This is a genomic window from Alteracholeplasma palmae J233 (assembly GCF_000968055.1).
Classification (GTDB): domain Bacteria; phylum Bacillota_I; class Bacilli_A; order Acholeplasmatales; family Acholeplasmataceae; genus Alteracholeplasma; species Alteracholeplasma palmae.
Window position 1 is genome coordinate 162,627 of record NC_022538.1, and the last position, 17,580, is coordinate 180,206.

Annotated in this window: 17 protein-coding genes and 2 tRNA genes; all 19 read left to right on the forward strand. The window is 30.0% G+C overall.

The annotated features are described in order from the left end of the window. The first annotated feature begins 99 nt into the window (after window positions 1-99). The 19 genes from BN854_RS00735 (at window position 100) to BN854_RS00820 (ending at window position 17,578) form a co-directional block, all read left to right on the forward strand. Window positions 100-190 (forward strand) — tRNA-Ser (locus tag BN854_RS00735). A 9-nt stretch (window positions 191-199) separates the two neighbouring features. After that, a tRNA-Glu gene (locus tag BN854_RS00740) sits at window positions 200-275 on the forward strand. 126 nt (window positions 276-401) lie between these two features. After that, entirely contained in the window at window positions 402-896 is a 495-nt protein-coding gene (locus BN854_RS00745) for an NUDIX hydrolase (protein WP_026654668.1), read from the forward strand. Further along, the gene (locus BN854_RS00750) at window positions 893-1,792 is read left to right on the forward strand and encodes a phosphotransferase (protein ID WP_026654669.1); all 900 of its coding nucleotides are present in this window, start codon (window positions 893-895) and stop codon (window positions 1,790-1,792) included. The genes BN854_RS00745 and BN854_RS00750 overlap by 4 nt, the downstream gene beginning before the upstream one ends. Then, the gene (locus BN854_RS00755) at window positions 1,785-2,405 is read left to right on the forward strand and encodes a cyclase family protein (protein WP_045959659.1); all 621 of its coding nucleotides are present in this window, start codon (window positions 1,785-1,787) and stop codon (window positions 2,403-2,405) included. Before BN854_RS00750 ends, BN854_RS00755 begins: the two co-directional genes overlap by 8 nt. 72 nt (window positions 2,406-2,477) lie before the next feature. Then, entirely contained in the window at window positions 2,478-3,959 is a 1,482-nt protein-coding gene (locus BN854_RS00760) for an aminotransferase class I/II-fold pyridoxal phosphate-dependent enzyme (protein ID WP_026654684.1), read from the forward strand. Further along, window positions 3,956-4,834 (forward strand): agmatinase, encoded by an 879-nt coding sequence (gene speB, locus BN854_RS00765; RefSeq protein ID WP_026654692.1) that lies wholly within the window; start codon window positions 3,956-3,958, stop codon window positions 4,832-4,834. Before BN854_RS00760 ends, speB begins: the two co-directional genes overlap by 4 nt. A 182-nt stretch (window positions 4,835-5,016) precedes the next feature. Next, window positions 5,017-5,517, forward strand: coding sequence for an NUDIX domain-containing protein (locus BN854_RS00770; protein ID WP_026654700.1), 501 nt, complete (start codon window positions 5,017-5,019; stop codon window positions 5,515-5,517). Further along, window positions 5,514-6,092, forward strand: coding sequence for a pyroglutamyl-peptidase I (locus tag BN854_RS00775; protein ID WP_026654708.1), 579 nt, complete (start codon window positions 5,514-5,516; stop codon window positions 6,090-6,092). Before BN854_RS00770 ends, BN854_RS00775 begins: the two co-directional genes overlap by 4 nt. 127 nt (window positions 6,093-6,219) lie before the next feature. Continuing rightward, window positions 6,220-7,311: a pyruvate dehydrogenase (acetyl-transferring) E1 component subunit alpha gene (gene pdhA, locus BN854_RS00780; RefSeq protein WP_026654717.1), complete on the forward strand. Its 1,092-nt coding sequence runs from the start codon at window positions 6,220-6,222 to the stop codon at window positions 7,309-7,311. A 1-nt stretch (window position 7,312) separates the two neighbouring features. Beyond that, on the forward strand, window positions 7,313-8,290 hold the full coding sequence (locus tag BN854_RS00785) for an alpha-ketoacid dehydrogenase subunit beta (protein WP_026654724.1): 978 nt from the start codon (window positions 7,313-7,315) through the stop codon (window positions 8,288-8,290). A 16-nt stretch (window positions 8,291-8,306) separates the two neighbouring features. Further along, window positions 8,307-9,920, forward strand: a complete 1,614-nt coding sequence (locus BN854_RS00790) for a 2-oxo acid dehydrogenase subunit E2 (RefSeq protein ID WP_026654733.1) — start codon at window positions 8,307-8,309, stop codon at window positions 9,918-9,920. 13 nt (window positions 9,921-9,933) lie between these two features. Continuing rightward, complete coding sequence (lpdA, locus tag BN854_RS00795; RefSeq protein ID WP_026654741.1) at window positions 9,934-11,307, forward strand: dihydrolipoyl dehydrogenase; 1,374 nt, start codon at window positions 9,934-9,936, stop codon at window positions 11,305-11,307. 122 nt (window positions 11,308-11,429) lie between these two features. Continuing rightward, window positions 11,430-11,576 (forward strand): hypothetical protein, encoded by a 147-nt coding sequence (locus BN854_RS07835; protein ID WP_026654750.1) that lies wholly within the window; start codon window positions 11,430-11,432, stop codon window positions 11,574-11,576. A 75-nt stretch (window positions 11,577-11,651) separates the two neighbouring features. After that, window positions 11,652-12,008 carry a barstar family protein gene (locus BN854_RS00800; protein ID WP_045959662.1) on the forward strand — a complete coding sequence of 119 codons (357 nt, stop codon included), beginning with the start codon at window positions 11,652-11,654 and terminating at the stop codon, window positions 12,006-12,008. A gap of 248 nt (window positions 12,009-12,256) precedes the next feature. Then, window positions 12,257-12,733, forward strand: coding sequence for an NUDIX domain-containing protein (locus tag BN854_RS00805; protein ID WP_026654767.1), 477 nt, complete (start codon window positions 12,257-12,259; stop codon window positions 12,731-12,733). A 58-nt stretch (window positions 12,734-12,791) separates the two neighbouring features. After that, window positions 12,792-14,423, forward strand: coding sequence for a hypothetical protein (locus tag BN854_RS00810; protein ID WP_026654776.1), 1,632 nt, complete (start codon window positions 12,792-12,794; stop codon window positions 14,421-14,423). Between the two features lie 174 nt (window positions 14,424-14,597). Further along, a complete protein-coding gene (locus BN854_RS00815; RefSeq protein ID WP_026654784.1) occupies window positions 14,598-15,602 on the forward strand; it encodes a LacI family DNA-binding transcriptional regulator in 1,005 nt (334 codons plus the stop codon). After that, window positions 15,599-17,578 (forward strand): hypothetical protein, encoded by a 1,980-nt coding sequence (locus BN854_RS00820; RefSeq protein ID WP_026654793.1) that lies wholly within the window; start codon window positions 15,599-15,601, stop codon window positions 17,576-17,578. Before BN854_RS00815 ends, BN854_RS00820 begins: the two co-directional genes overlap by 4 nt. The last annotated feature ends 2 nt before the right edge of the window (window positions 17,579-17,580 follow it).

Genomic DNA, 17,580 nt, shown 5'->3' on the forward strand with positions numbered 1-17,580 from the left:
TCTTTCTTTTAAAAAAAGTATATTTTTCAATAATTGCGTAAAAAAATGATTGACTTTACATCTAAAATAAGATATCCTATAAAGGCGCAATAACCAATAGGAGTAGTACTCAAGTGGCTGAAGAGGCGCCCCTGCTAAGGGTGTAGGTCGGGAAACCGGCGCGAGGGTTCAAATCCCTCCTGCTCCGCCACCCCATTATGGCCCGTTGGAGAAACGGTTAACTCACATGCCTTTCACGCATGCATTCACGGGTTCGAATCCCGTACGGGTCACCATAAATGAGAATTCAAAAGGATAAATGATATCCTTTTTTGTTTTTTATAAGTCCCCATTAACTAACTATTAAATTAAGACCTGATATATGATAAAATATAAACTATAACATATATGGAGGAATAATCATGCACAACTATATATACACAATCGCAATCATACAATATAAAGACGAAATACTTTTACAAAATAGAATCAAATCACCTTGGAATGGCATGTGGAATGCTATTGGTGGTAAGAAAGAAAAAAATGAAAGCAGTCTTGACTGCATCGTAAGAGAGATCAACGAAGAAACAACTCTTGTTATTCCAAAAGAGATGATGATTGATAAAGGTATTGTGACATGGGGTACTGAAAAAGATGAACTCCGTTCAGGTATGCACCTTTACTATACAAAATTAGATGATAAAAACAAGATAGATATTATAAAGAATAATGAAGGTATTTATACTTGGAAAAGATTAGAGTGGATTTTAGAAAAGGATAATTTAGGGGTTGCTCCTAATTTAAAATATATTTTAAGAAATATTTATAAGAATAATAAAAGATATGAATATCACTGTATATTTGAAACAAAAGGGTTAGTAGATGTTATTTTTAAGGAATTAGGTGATAATAAGTGAATCTAGCTTTATATAAGGAATTTGATGAATATAAGGATATCAAAGAAATTAACAAAGGATGGAGTAACGATTTTAAGTATATTGCTACTTTTTCTAATAAAAAAGTGATTATTAGAATATCTGATATCAAATATTATGAAAAAAGAAAACAACAATACGAATATTTAAAGATATTAAATAATAAAAATTTAAACATCCCAAGAACAATAGCCTTTGGTATACTAGATAATCAGTATGTATATACAATACTTACATATCTAGAAGGTGAAGATGCGAATGATATAATCACTAGTTATAGTGAAGAAAAGCAATATCAGCTTGGCATACAAGCAGGTAATATTTTAAAAGAAATTAATAACACTAAAATTACTAGAAATAAAAAGACATGGTACCAAAGATACCAAACTAAAATAGCTAATAAAATAGAAAAGTCAAAAGAATATCAATCAATCATTCCTGAATATCATAGAATTATTAATTATATTTATCAAAATATGGCATTAGTTAAATATCGAAGAGATTTTCTTTGTCACACAGATTTCCATTTAGGAAACATGGTTATTTATAATGAACAGATTTATGTTATTGATTTTGATAAAATGGGTTTAGAAGATAATTATGGTGAGTTTAAACCATTTATTTGGAACGTCATGAAAAGTATTCCTTTTCAAAACGGCTTAATCAATAGTTATTTTAATAATAAAGTGCCTGACCAATTTTTTAAAGTATTAGCATTATACGCAGCTGAATCTATTATTTCTCACATTCCATGGGCACATGGATTTAACGAAAAAGAAGTTTTAGTAGCGTTAGAAGTGGCCAATCAAACTTTAAGTTATTTTGATAATTTTAATCAATATATACCTACATGGTACAAGGACTATCAATATGAATAAAATAATTGATCTAACAATGGAATTAACAACTGAAACACAAAGCTATCCAGGAGATTCTAAAATTGAGATTCTAAGAAATAAAACATATCAAAAAGATGGGTATACTCTTTTTGATGTAAAAATGAATATGCATGTAGGAACCCACATAGAAACAATGATGCATCTATCAGAAGATTTACGATATATTAAGGATATTCAATTAGAATATTTTTATGGGTCAGCAACCTTAATCAGTCAACCTAACGAAAAAGTAATTACTTGGGATGAAAAATACAATACAATGAATATTGAAAAAATAGTATTAATTCATACAGGATTTGATGTTTATCAAAATACCGATACCTACTTTTTAGAACATCCTATATTAAGTGAATCATTTATAGATAAACTGATTGAAAAAGGAATAAAAGTGATTGGAATAGATTTTCCAAGTCCTGATTATTTTCCTTATTTAATCCATAAAAAACTATTTGAAAATGAAATATTTATTATAGAAAACTTAACTAACTTAAAATCATTAATTAAATATGAATCATTTATATTTAGTGCCTTACCACTTAAGATACAAACAGAAGCTTCACCAGTAAGAGCAGTAGCAATCATTAAAAAATAAAATATGATTGTAATTTGCAAAAACGTGTTATAATTTTTTCATGAAAATTTTAAAAAAGAAAAGGGATGTTTAATGAAGAAGTTGAACCAATTAGAAACACCATTTTTTACTAAATTAAAAGAATATGCAGAAAGTGATACAGTTCCATTGGATGTACCTGGGCATAAACTTAGAAATATAGAAGATGATTTTTTAAAGTATATAGGAAATAATGCTTTAAGACTAGATAGTAATGCACCTAGAGGACTTGATAATTTAAGTAAACCTAAAGGAGTTATTAAAGAAGCAGAAGCTTTAATGGCTGATGCTTTTAAAGCAACCCATGCACACTTTCTAGTTAATGGGACAACACAAGGTATTTTAGCAATGATCATGGCAACATGTAGGGCAAAAGAAAAGATTATTTTACCCAGAAATGTTCATAAATCAGTAATTAATGCTTTAATATTATCTGGAGCGATACCTATTTTTATTTTACCAGAATTAGATGAAGATTTAGGAATAGCAAATCAAATCAGTTTTTCTGCTTTAGAAAAGACAATTCTAGAACACCCGGATGCTAAAGCAGTCTTTATTATTAACCCTACATATTTCGGAGTTACCGCAGATTTAGAAAAAATAGTCAACTTAGCACATGAAAATGATATGTTAGTGCTAGTAGATGAAGCACATGGCGCTCATTTTAGTTTTAATGATAAATTGCCATTAAGCGCAATGGAAGCTAATGCAGATATTGCATCATGCTCCTTACATAAAACAGTTGGTTCACTTACGCAAAGTTCTATTTTATTAACCAAAGGAGATAGAATAGATCAAGAAAGACTAAAGTCTACTTTGAATATGATTCAAACAACCTCACCTAGTTCACTTTTGATGGCTAGTTTAGATGTTAGTAGAAAAACAATATATCAACATGGACAAAAATCATTTGATCATTTACTTTCCATGCTAGATAAAACAAGAGAAAACTTAAATCAAATCCCCAATGTTAAAGCTTTTGCTAAAGATTACTTTATAGATAGAGGCTATAAAGACTATGATCAAACTAAACTCATTATAAAAGTATCTGAGATGGGATTAACAGGATTTGAAGTTTATCAGATTCTAAGTGACGTATATCACATACAACTAGAGCTTGCAGAAACACACTTAGTTTTAGCAGTTTTAAGTATGGGCACTAGACAAGAAGACTTAGATAGATTAACGTATGCGTTAAAAGAACTATCAGATCAGCACAAAGGAAAAGAAGCGTTAGAATTTGAAATCATCAAACGATTACCTGAAACATATATCAGACCAAGAGATGCATATCATGCCCCTAAAAAACTAGTTTTATTAGAAGAAGCAATTGGTGAAGTTTCAGCTGAATCTTTGATGATTTATCCACCAGGCATACCACTTGTTATTCCAGGAGAAATCATAGATAAACAAGTTATAGAAGATTTGAATTTTTATGAAAAACAAGGCTCTGTTATCTTAAGTGATACCAAGGCAGGTTATATTAAAGTAGTAGATAAAGAAGAATGGGAAAAATGGAGTGAAAAAGACATATGAAATTTAATAAAGTAGATTTATCTTTTCAAAGTTGTGTCAGTAATTATGAAGAAGCAGATGTAGTGATTTATAGTGTACCAATGGATGCTACTACATCATTTAGACCAGGAACTAGATTTGCAGGTAATGCAATTAGAGTAGATTCATTTGGTGTGGAATGGTATTCTCCTTATAGAGACCGTGATTTAAAGAATTATAAGACAGTGGATACTGGTGATTTAGATTTACCAATAGGGGCAGTAGAAGATGCTTTAAATATCGTTTATGATGCAACTAAGACAATCTTAGAAGATAATAAAGTACCTATGATGATTGGTGGAGAACATTTAGTAACATATCCAGTTTTAAAAGCAGTTAAAGAAAAATATGATAACTTACATGTCATTCATTTAGATGCACATACTGATTTAAGAGAAGAATTTTTTGGAAGAGAACTCTCACATGCAACATTTATGAGACAAGCCCATAAATTTTTAGGAGATCATAAGATTTTCCAATTTGGTATTAGAAGTGGTGATAAACATGAGTTTGAATGGGCTAAAAAACATATTCACCAACAAAAATTTGATTTTACAGGATTAGATAAAGTGGTTGAACAATTAAAAGATGTCCCTGTTTATATTACAATTGACTTAGATGTTTTAGATCCAGCTGTATTTCCTGGAACAGGAACACCTGAAGCAGGTGGAATGCAATATAAAGAACTTTTATGGGCGATTGATCAATTTGAAAAACTAAACCATATTGTTGGAGCAGATATTGTTGAATTAGCACCAATGTTAGATCCATCAGGAGCTTCAACTGCGGTTGCTTGTAAAACACTAAGAGAAATGGTTTTATTGTTACATAAAAATATAGAAAAAAAGAATAAGTAATTTTAAGATAAAAGACTAATATCATAGATATATTAGTTTTTTTGTTAGGAAAACTAGTTTATAGAATAAATATAGGTTATGACTAACAAAAATCTAGAAGATACTATAAAAAATAAAGCACATCACAACATAAAAACAACAAAGAGGTATAGAATAAAAAAGGATTATGAGGAAGAGGAAAAATGGAATTTAAATATTGCCCAACGTGTGGAGAAAAGTTAATAAAAAAAGAGATTGGTGATGAAGGTTTTGTTAGTTATTGTAATCATTGCCAAAGACCTTGGTTTAATGTTTCATACTCAACAATTATTGCCTTAGTAGTTAATGAAAAAGATGAAGTCTTATTATTGAAGCAAGACTATGTCATAAAAGATAGCTGTGTTTTAGTTGCAGGGTATTATAAAGAAAAAGAAACTTTAGAACAGACAGCTAAAAGAGAAGTCTATGAAGAAACAGGACAAGAAGTTATTGATCTACAGTATGTTCAAAGTTACTACCATGATAAAAATGATTTAATTATTTCTGGATATATTGCAAAAGTGCAAGCAAAGCCACTTTTAAAAAGTATAGAAGTAGATGAATTAAAGTGGGTTAAAAGCACAGAGGCACAACAATATTTAAAATTTGGAAGTATTGCTCATAAACTCCTTATAAGTTACCTTGAAAAGCGAGGTGAAATATGAAAAAAGTATTGGTCACAGCATTCGCACCTTTTAATATGAGAAATGAAAATGAATCTGAAGAAGTTTTAAAGCAAATAGATTCAAAGTTTAATGAAGGTATAGTGATTAAAAAGTTTCTTCCAACTGCTTTTTATAATTCTTTTGAAGAAGTAAAAAAAGTGATTGATAAAGAAAAAATAGATGTTATTATTCTTTTAGGAGAAGCATCTAAAAGAAGCATGATATCTATTGAAAAGATTGCATATAATGAAATCAAGACAGATATTCCTGATAATAATGGTAAAGTACTGAATCAGAAAATTTTTGAAGATGGTGAAGATAAATATTATGCAAATTTTTCTCCAATGAAAATAAAAGAACTTTTTGACACTAAAAAGATACCTTCATATGTATCAGAAGATGCAGGTAGATATGTATGTAATAGTTTACTCTATAGTGTGATGCATTATCAAATTCAAAAAGATGATATTGCGCCAACAACATTCATACACCTTCCGATTTCTAAAAATGAAGAAGAAAGAAATAAACTAGTTTTCGCAATAAACTACTTAATAAGTAGATTATTTAACGAATAATGTGAAAAAATAAACACCGGACAACAAAAAAGACAAACACAGTAAGTTTAAAAAGCCTTTCCTTTGAAAAAAAGGTATAAATTAGGTATAATAAACACATAATACGAGAGTGTATAGGAGGCAGGACATGTTAATCAAAACATATGATCCACAAAAAGGAAAAAGATTACAAATTTTGGATCCACAAGGTAAAGTGGTAGATGCAAAATTAGAACCTAAATTATCTAAAGAACAACTACTTAAAATGTATAGAACTATGGTATTAGAACGTGTAGCTGATATTAAAGCGTTACAATTCCAACGTCAAGGTAGAATGTTGACTTATGCATTAAATAAAGGACAAGAAGCTGCGCAAGTTGGTGCAGCTGCTGCTATGGAAAAACAAGACTGGGTATCACCAGCATTCCGTGAAGTAGGTATCTATCTTTACAAAGGTGTACCTCTTGAAAATATATACCTATACTGGTATGGAAATGAAAACGGAAGTAAAATGGATCCAGAAGCAAGAATCCTTCCAGTAAATATTATCATTGGTTCACAAATTAACTTAGGCGCAGGGCTTGCTATGGCAAGTAAAATCCAAGGTAAAAATGAAGTAACACTAGCAACTATTGGTGATGCTGGTTCATCACATGGTGAATTCTATGAAGGATTAAACTATGCTGCAAGTTTTAAAGCACCATATGTTGTAATGATTCAAAATAACCAATATGGTATTTCAACACCAAGAAGAAAAGCAACTGCAGCTGAAACATTAGCTCAAAAAGCAGTAGCATTTGGTATTCCTGGTATTCAAGTTGATGGTAATGACGTACTTGCTGTTTATGCAGCAACTAAAGAAGCATTCGACCGTGCTAGAAACGGAGAAGGTCCAACTTTAATTGAAGCATATACATATAGAATGGGTGCACATACTACAAATGATGACCCAACATTATACCGTTCTCGTGAAGAAGAAGCAGAATGGGATTTAAAAGACCCAATTGCTCGTTTTAAAGCATACTTAATTGACAAAGGTCATTTAACAGAAGAAGAAAATACTAAATTAGAAGAAGAAATCAACGAAGAAGTTATCGAAACATTCAAGAAAGTTGAAAGTTATGGTACAAATGTTGATTTACTTGAAGTGTTTGAACATACATATGCAGAAATGACACCTCAATTAAAAGAACAATACGAAGAACATAAAGCATTCTTAGCAGAGAAGGAAGGTAAATAAAATGCCAGTTATTAATTTACTTCAAGCTATTAACCAAGCATTAGATAGCAAATTAGAAAAAGACCCTAAAGTAGTAGTATTTGGTGAAGACGTTGCCGTATTAGGTGGGGTATTCCGTGTTACTGCTGGTTTACAAAAAAAATATGGAGAATTAAGAGTATTTGATACACCAATCGCTGAATCTGCAATCGTAGGTAGTGCAATCGGTATGGCAATGAATGGTTTAAAACCAGTTGCTGAAATTCAATTTGACGGCTTTATTTATCCAGGTTATACAGACTTAGTTACTCATGCTGCACGTATGAGAAACAGATCAAGAGGAACTCGTACAGTTCCTATGGTTTTACGTGTTCCAGTAGGTGGAGGAATCAAAGCCTTAGAACACCACTCAGAAAGTTTAGAAGTTATCCTTGGATCAATTCCAGGATTAAAAGTAGTTATTCCTTCAACACCATATGATGCTAAAGGATTACTATTAGCAGCAATCAACGATCCAGATCCAGTTGTATTTATGGAACCAAAAAGAATTTATAGAGCTGGTAAACAAGAAGTGCCAGCTGAAGACTATGAAATTCCAATCGGAAAAGCTAAAGTTGTTAAACAAGGAACTGATGTTACAGTAGTTGCTTGGGGAGCTATCGTACGTGAAGTAGAAGCTGCTATTAAATTATTAGAAAAAGATAACATTTCAGTTGAACTAATTGACTTAAGAACAATTTCTCCAATTGACAGAGAAACAATTATCAACTCAGTTAAGAAAACAGGACGTTTCGTAGTAGTTCATGAAGCTACTAAGTCATATGGACCAGCAGGTGAATTAATGGCTATTGTAAACGAAAATGCATTCTTACATTTAGAAGCTGCTCCAGCGAGAGTTACAGGAAATGACATTACTATGCCACTTGCTCGTGGGGAACATTATCAATTTATTGATCCAGCCAAAGTAGCACGTGAAATCAAACGTGTAGCTAAATTTTAATTAGGAGAAAAAAACTATGTATGATTTTAAGTTTGCCGATATCGGTGAAGGTATTCATGAAGGAACAATTTTAAAATGGAATTTTAAAGTTGGAGACAAAGTTAATGAAGGTGACGTTTTAGTTGTTGTAGAAACAGATAAAGTAAACGCAGAATTACCAGCTCCAGCAACAGGAACAATTGTAAAAATGGGACCAGCTGAAGGAGAAACAATCCATGTTGGAGAAACTGTAGTAGTTATTGATGATGGTAAAGGTGGAGATATTCCAGCAGCACCAGCACAAACTCAAAACGAAGCTCCAAAAACAGAAGCAGCTGCACCAGTTAGTGCACCATCAAATGCATATGATTTCAAATTTGCAGATATTGGTGAAGGTATTCATGAAGGAACAATCCTAAAATGGAACTTCAAACTTGGAGACAAGGTTAATGAAGGTGATGTTTTAGTAGTTGTAGAAACAGATAAAGTAAACGCAGAATTACCAGCTCCACAAACAGGAACTATTCTAAAAATGGGACCAGCTGAAGGAGAAACAATTCATGTTGGTGATACAGTAGTTATTATTGGTGAAGAAGGCGCAAGCATTTCAGCTGCAGCAGCACCAAAAGCAGAAAAAGAAGAAGGCGGAGCAGGCGTTGTTGGTGATATCGAAGTATCAAGCGATGTAATTGCTTCATCTGAAGAACATGCAGTTGAAACACAACCAGCAGGAACTAAAGTTCTTGCAACACCAGTAGCACGTGAATTAGCTAAGGCTTTAGGAGTAGATATTACTACAATTAAAGGAACAGGCGCTAATGGACGTGTAATGAAAGAAGATATTACAGCAGTAGCAAATGGAGCTAAACCAGCACCAGCAGCTACACAACAAGCTCAAGCAGTTGCTCCTCAAGCAGCAGTAGTTGCACCAGCTGTTACAGTTCCACAAGGAGCTGATGTTGAAGTTGTTAAGATTTCAAGATTAAGAAAAGCAATCGCTAAACAAATGGTTGTTGCTAAAACAGTTATCCCTCATACAGTATTAATGGATGAAATTAATGTTAATGCATTAGTAGATTTCAGATCAGCTTCTAAAGCATTAGCTGAATCTAAAGGTGTTAAATTAACTTATATGGCATTTATTATGAAAGCTGTTGTTATCGCATTAAAAGAATTCCCATTATTTAATGCAAGTTTCAATGACCAAACTGATGAAGTATACATTAAAAAATTCATCAACTTAGGTATGGCTGTTGATACACCAGACGGATTAATTGTTCCAAATATTAAAAATGCTGATCGTCTAAGTATTTTTGAATTAGGTACTGAAGTAAGTACTTTAGCTAAAGATACTGTAGAAAGAAAAGTACAAATGGACAAATTACAAAATGGTACATTTACTATTACAAACTTCGGTTCAGTAGGTATTTCTTATGGTACTCCAGTAATTAATCACCCAGAATTAGCAATCTTAGGTGTTGGTAAAATTAGCCAAAAACCAGTTGTTGAAAATGGAGAAATTATTATTGCTTCAGTATTACCATTATCACTAGCAGTTGACCATAGAATTATTGATGGTGCAGACGGCGGAAGATTCTTAACAAGAATTAAGGAATTATTAAGTAATCCAACATTATTGTTGTTAAGCTAATTAGGAGAATACTATGAAAACTTATGATATTTTAGTTCTTGGTGGTGGGCCAGGTGGATATGTGGCTGCTATCAAGGCTGCTCAATTAGGAGCAAAAGTCGCTTTAGTAGAAAAAGAAGTAGTAGGGGGAATCTGTTTAAATCACGGATGTATTCCTACAAAAACTTTCTTAAAAAGTGCAAAAACTTTTAAAACTTTACAACATTCAGAAGACTACGGTATTACTAAATCAGGAGAAGTTAACTTTGACTGGACTAAAATCGTGGCAAGAAAAGATGGCGTTGTTAAACAATTAACAGGCGGTGTTGCATTCTTACTTAAGAAAAATGGCGTAGATGTTTATAACGGATACGGTGAAGTTTTAAGCCCAACACAAGTAAAAGTTGGTAATGAAACATTAGAAGCTAAAAACTTAGTATTAGCAACTGGTGCTTCAGCAATCGTTCCACCAATTCCAGGTGTAAAAGAAGCTTATGAAAAAGGAACAGTTGTTACAAGTAGAGAATTATTAAACGTTAAAACTGCACCAAAAACATTAGTAATTGTTGGTGGTGGAGTTATTGGTGTTGAATTTGCTACTGTGTTTAATTCATTTGGATCAAAAGTAGTTATTGTTGAAAAAATGGATGGCATTTTACCTACAATGGATGATGATGTTAGAACTGCATATACTAAACGTTTAAAAGCTGATGGTATTGAAGTATTAACAGGAGCTGAAGTTAAATCAGTAGATGGTAAGAAATTAACTTATAATCTAAATGGTAAAGATGTAACTATTGACTCAGATTTAATCTTGATGGCAGTAGGAACTCGTGCTAACTCACAAGGATTTGAAAAATTAAACTTAACTATGGATCGTGCAAATGTTGTAACTAACGAATATTTACAAACAAATGTACCTAATGTTTATGCAATTGGGGACTTAAATGGTAAATTCATGTTAGCTCACGTTGCATCACACGAAGGAATCATCGCAGTTGAACATGCCCTTAAAAAAGGACATACAAAAATGCGTTATGACAGAATTCCATCATGTATCTACGGTTCTCCAGAAATCGCAGCAATCGGTTTAACTGAAAAAGAAGCTAAAGAAAAAGGTCTTGATTATAAAGTATCTAAAGTTCCTTTAGCAGCTGTAGGTAAAGCATTAGCTGATGGAGAAAAAGAAGGATTTGTTAAATTAATCGTTGATAAGAAATATTTAGAAGTTATTGGAGCACATATCTATGCTTACAATGCAACTGAACTTATCAGTGAATATGCAACAGCAATGGAGTTAGAAGGAACTGCATACGAAATCGCTCATGCAATCCATCCACATCCAACTTTAAGTGAATTAACTATGGAAGCTGCACTAGGTGCAATCGATAAACCAATTCATATCTAATAACAAATAATGGAGATATCTTAGGATGTCTCCTTTTTTTATTTATTAGAAGCATATGATTGTTTGTTACTGCCTTATTTGATACAATAAGAGTAACCAAAAAGGGATAAGGATGACTGAATTTGATAAAAATTAATGAACTAACAAAAATATACTATAATGAGAAAAAACAACCAGTTAAAGCATTAGATAATATTAATCTTTGCTTACTTATTACCACTTCTAAACTCAATAAAAAAGATATTATTACTATGTTGAAAGATTTATAAAAGGTAGTGACAGGGCTATTTATAATACAAATAATCATTAAAGATCATTTAAAAGGATAAACTAAGGGAGATATGGTGAGCAAAGTAGAATATTTGGATAAAAAAGAAACTAATGACATTAAAGTTAAATATGTAAAAAAGTTTTATGAAATAAATGGTGATGATATTAAAACAATAAAAGATTTTTTTGATTGCGTATATGATTTATTTGGATTTCTCAAATATAATGTATATAGTTACGATGCTTTTTTGGATTGGATGCGAGATGATTATTTCAAGTGGGATCCAATAATTATTATTGTTAATCAATCTAAGAATTTCTTAGAAAACTTTATGACTGAGAAAAAAGTCATGCTTGATATTTTTAATGAAGATATTATTCCATTTTGGGAAAAAAAGGGAATTGGGTTTAGATTAATTTTTGAAGTTTAAAAAAAGAATTATTTTTCATAGTAGTATATAAAGGAATTGAAAAATAAGTAATAATAATTTAAAAATACCAAAGGATTTCCTTTCTATCAATACAAGGACAGAAATCAAATCTTTTTTAATACTATAATAGAGAGATAAAGTCTGTTTATATACTAAGGTTAAGAATAAACCAGAAATTTAGATTATATTGCCTTTTGGCACAAAGTATTGTAAAATATAAGTAAAGCTATCGTTAAGGAGAATACATAATGTATATTAAGGATTTGAGAGAAAAAATTGGACATGATCCAATACTTTCAGTTTCTTGTGGAGCAATCATAGAAAACGAAAAAGAAGAAATACTATTACAATTAAGAAAAGATACTAAAAACTTTGGTGTGCCAGGTGGAAGTATTGAGTTAAAAGAAACTTTAATGGAATCATTAAAAAGAGAAGTACTTGAGGAAACAGGTATTGCAATTGATGAAACTAAAACAAGGTTATATGGTGTTTATTCAGGAGAAAAATGTCGTACTATATATCCTAATGGAGATATAGTATATTATGTATGTTTTATTTTTCATGTTAGTGTTGATTCAAAAGTTAAGTTAATGAATCAAGAAGATGAAGGGGAATTTATCAAATTCTATTCTAGAGAAAATTTACCACTAGAAAACTTAAAAGAAAGCGATTCTATCTGGATTAATAAATGGAAGAACAAAGACAACAAGTTAGATATTTTATAGTATGAACCAATATAAGGGAAAGGATCATTATAATATTTTGTAATGATGGAATGTGAAAATGGAAAGTAAAAGTATAAAAAAAATAAATAAAGTATCAGTTCTATTATTTAGTATTCTTTACGCAACTATTATGCTTGCATTGGTTGCCCCAAAAGATACCTTTAGTAATAATAGTGAGATATTTGGTAACCTTGCAAGGCTAATTATATTTATTATTGTTAGTGTAAGTATCATTCTTTATTATGCAAGTAAAAAACAAATTATGTATTTCTCACATATAGATGGAAAATATTCTAAAAACGAAACATTTTTAATGGGTATAAAAGAAAGTTTAAGAATAGGGTTTAGATATCAAGTTATTCCAAATGAAAAAAATGTTTATTTAACTGATTTAGATTTAGGTCAAAAAACTATTAATAAGATCACTTTAATTGATTTTATAAAGTTTTATCTTATCACATTTGTTTCATCAAATGTAATAGCTTACTTATTTATAGTACCATCTAACTTAAATATGAATGATGAAGCTTTTGTGTATATAACACCTATGGCTTATTTAATATCATTTGGAATATTTATAGGATTTCTTTTGGTATTGTTTGGTATTACTAGCCTGTATTCTCTAATTAACTATTCTGATTCTACTAGTAAGTCATCTTATAATCATTTTAAAAAATATGTTAGATATGTTTTAGTATTTATTATTGGCATATTTGTTGTTATAAATACACATATTTTCATGATAGTTTCTATGACTTCAAGAGTAGATAGATTAAAGAAAATAACAGAGGATAAAAATTATAATCTTATTAGGATTAACAAGAAAGAAGTATTTTCATTCTTAAATAAAGATGAAGTTGATACAATCGAAAAAGGCATGAAAGATATAAGCTTTACCAAAAACTATTATATTTATGTATCTCTTCCAGTCAATGCTCAATTTATTAGTGACAATTTGGAACTTGAAAAAGGTACTAAAGCAATTAATGAGGATGATATATATATCACAAGAAATTATGCTAACCGATTAAAACAAGCAGAAGGTATAAAAGAAGAAGATATTATTGGACACACAATTGAAATCAAACGAGGCTCAACAGTATTCTCATTTAAAATCACAGGAGTTACAAAGGATCAAGATAATATATATAATGACTCTTTAATATTCTTTAATAGTAATAAAGAAGATTTCTTAGACAGATATAGCGAAGGTGTTGAATTGTTTACAAAGCTAGATGATAAAGCATTTAAAGAACTGACTAAGAAAGAAGTATTAAATGAATATAGTGTATCAATAGACAGATTATACTTAAATGGTATATCTGATAAAATTGATAGAACAATCAATGATTGGCACTTTACACTCATATTTAGTTTCATTGGATTTGTATGTATTCTTTATTTAATATATAAACAAGTTAAAGAAACAAATAATAATGAAAAGTCTGTGAAAAAAATAATTTATATAACTATTTTTGTAATAGCGATAAGTTTAGTCGGTATTTTAATTTCATTACCAATCTCTAACAGCTTATTAAGATATTATCAAAAAATTAATAAGTTAGATAATATTGTATTTCTTTATAACTATTCAATATTATCTGTTGGGATGACTTTGGTATTGATTTTAGTATATAGTAGTCTAATATACTTTATGATAAGACAACTTAATAAAAAACATATTGAATAGAGTTTATAAATATAATTAATTAAACTAAATAACCTAAATGATTTCTTGCTAAAAGAGATCATTTTTTTATTGCTATTTATGCATAATACTTAACTACTTAGTAACAAGTATTGATTCCAATCGAAAAGAAGAGTAAAATAAGTGCACGAGCACATTTTATGAAGGAGTGATATTTTGGCAATCACAATTAAAGAAATAGCTAAGTTAGCGAATACTTCAAGGGGAACAGTTGATAGGGTCATTAATCACAGAGGTGGTGTGAGTAAAGAAGTAGAAGAAAAAGTATTACAAATCATTAAAGAAAATAATTATCAATATAATCAGTACGCTAGAGCTTTAGTAAATAGTAAGAAGATGTATAAGGTAGGTGTGGTACTAACTGCTTATAATAGTGATTTTTATACAAGAGTATTAAAAGGTGTTAGACACTCAAGTCAAAAAGAAAAAAATAAGCAGTTAGAATTATTAACTAAAGTAACTAACTATGCAGTTAAGAGTCAATTAAATGCTATTAATGAATTATATGATGAAGGAATTCAAGCACTTATTATTAATCCGATTTATGATAATGAAATTAAAACTAGGTTAGAAGAGATTAACATACCCATTGTGATGATAGGTAATAAAATAGAAATAAGTAATTTAGTAAGTTTTGTTGGGTGCGATTACTATAACAATGGTACACTTGCTGGAGATGTTGCTGGAATTATTAGTAATCATCAGAAAATATTAATTATAACTGGACAAACTCATCCTTTAGCTTATGAAAAAAGAGTAAAAGGATTTAAAGATCAACTCTCAGAAAATCAATTAATTGATTATTTGAAAACAAATGATTCAGATAAAGATACCTATGAGAAAGTAAAACAATACTTTAAACAAAACAGTGCTAATCTTATCTATTTTTCAACTGGAAATGGTATTGGTGGCGGTATTAAGGCAATTACTGATTTGAAATTAGATACTAAAGTGATTGCTACTGACGAACATCCAGATGTTATCACAGGTTTAAAAAATGGTCAAGTTGTTATAACTATCACCCAGCAGCCAGAAAAACAGGGCATTTCATCTGTTGATATTATTAGAAAGTATTTAATTTTAAATGAAGTTGCGAAAAAAGAACATATTATTGGAAATAAAATAAAACTAAAACACTCTAACTTTAATGAGATCTTATGAAAGGTAAAACAATGAAAAAAGTATATCATGAAACATTTGAAGATTTTCCACTAGGAGAATTTCCATATGACAAAGCACACTCAGCATTAGGAGAATACCATCATCTAATGCCAGAAGGATATATGGGAAACTTCTATGATCCTATTAATAACCACCAATGGAGAAGTATGGAAGGCAGCTGGCTAGTTGTTAATTATGATGGCAAAAACTATATGGAACAAAATAGAGGCTATAATGTTAAGGGACATTTTAGTGATGTGACATCTATGTTAGTTCTAAATAGTGATGATTTTAAAAATTATATACTAGAAACAAAAGTCATGTTATATTCTAAAGATTATGAAACTGGAATTGCATTTGACTATATTCATAATAGAAAGTACATGGCAGTAGTTATAGGTACTGACTATGTGGAACTCTATAAAAAAGATCAAGTTACTAGAACAAGTATTAAAAAAGTAGCATATAAAGTTGAATCTTTGATAGATTATAAGATACGTATTGTTAAAAATAATAAAGTGATTAAAGTTTATTTAAATGAAGAACTTATTTTAGAGACATTATATGAGATAACATTAGGTAAAGTTGCTTTAATGAGCCAAAATGCATGTAGATATAGTTACTTAGATATTCTTATAGACGATCAAGAAGAATCAAGAATCACAGAGTTCAAAACTAATGAGACTAAAAATATAGAATCTAAACAAGCTAATTATGGAAAGATAGAAGTTATTCATAAAATAGACTTAAAAGGAATGGGCTCAGGACGCCAAATGAGAACTGCCATCGTAGATGGAAAACCTATCTTTGTCTTTGCACAACATCAAAAAAGGATGTATAGAGACTCATTTGCGCATATTAGTTGTATTTCAGTATTCGATTTTAATGGTACTTTGTTATGGCAAGAAGGTAAACCTATAAATGATATGGATAATGGGCCTATTAGTTGTGATTTGCCATTTCAAATAAGTGATATTAATAATGATGGTAAATTAGAATTGATTTATATTAGAAATTTTGAAATTTATATTGTTGAATTATTAACAGGAAAGATACTTAAAAAACATAAAACACCATATATTAAAAATATAGAAACAATAGAACCTAACTATCCTTATGATTATTTGAACGCTGATGGCATGAGAGTAGCTGATTTTACTCATAAAGGCTATCAAGGAGACTTGATGGTTAAAGATAGGTATAGAAACGTATTTGGATTAGATGAGAATTTTAACATTCTATTTAAATATCATCATAAAAATACAGGACATTTTCCATATGTATATGACTTTGATGAAGATGGTAATGATGAACTATTTATAGGATATGATATGACTAAAAATGGTGAAGTGATATGGTCTCTACCATATAATTCTGATCATACTGATGAAATTATTTTTGAAGCGCTAGATTGTGAAAGTGAAAAAGTATTTATTCTAGCATCAGGAAATGAAGGATTTAATATAGTTTCTAAAGAAGGCGAGATTCTACATTCTATTCCAGTAGGGCATGCTCAAAGAATCAGCTTAGCTAAATATGTCAAAGAATTAGATGGCTATCAAGTTTGTGTGACATCTTTTTGGGGTGCTAATGGAATTATCTATACATTTGATAAAGATATGAATAGATTAAGTGAAAAAGAGTTTATTGGAAATGGTAATGTTATAACACCTATTAACTATGATAATGATTTACAAAATCTTATCTTAATGAATACATCCCCTAAATATGGTGGTTTATATAATGGTTATTTAGAAAAAATGGTAGAATTCCCAGATGATGGTCATCCAACACTGGCAAGTGAAGCGTTTGATATAGATGGTGATGGATTAGATGAGATTTTAACTTGGGATATGAATAGTTTATGGATTTATAAAACAACTATTATAAAGGATAAAAAACATGAATATAGAAGATATCCAGAAAATGCATTTAGTAATTACAGGGGAGAATATTTAATACCTAAAAAGAAATAGAA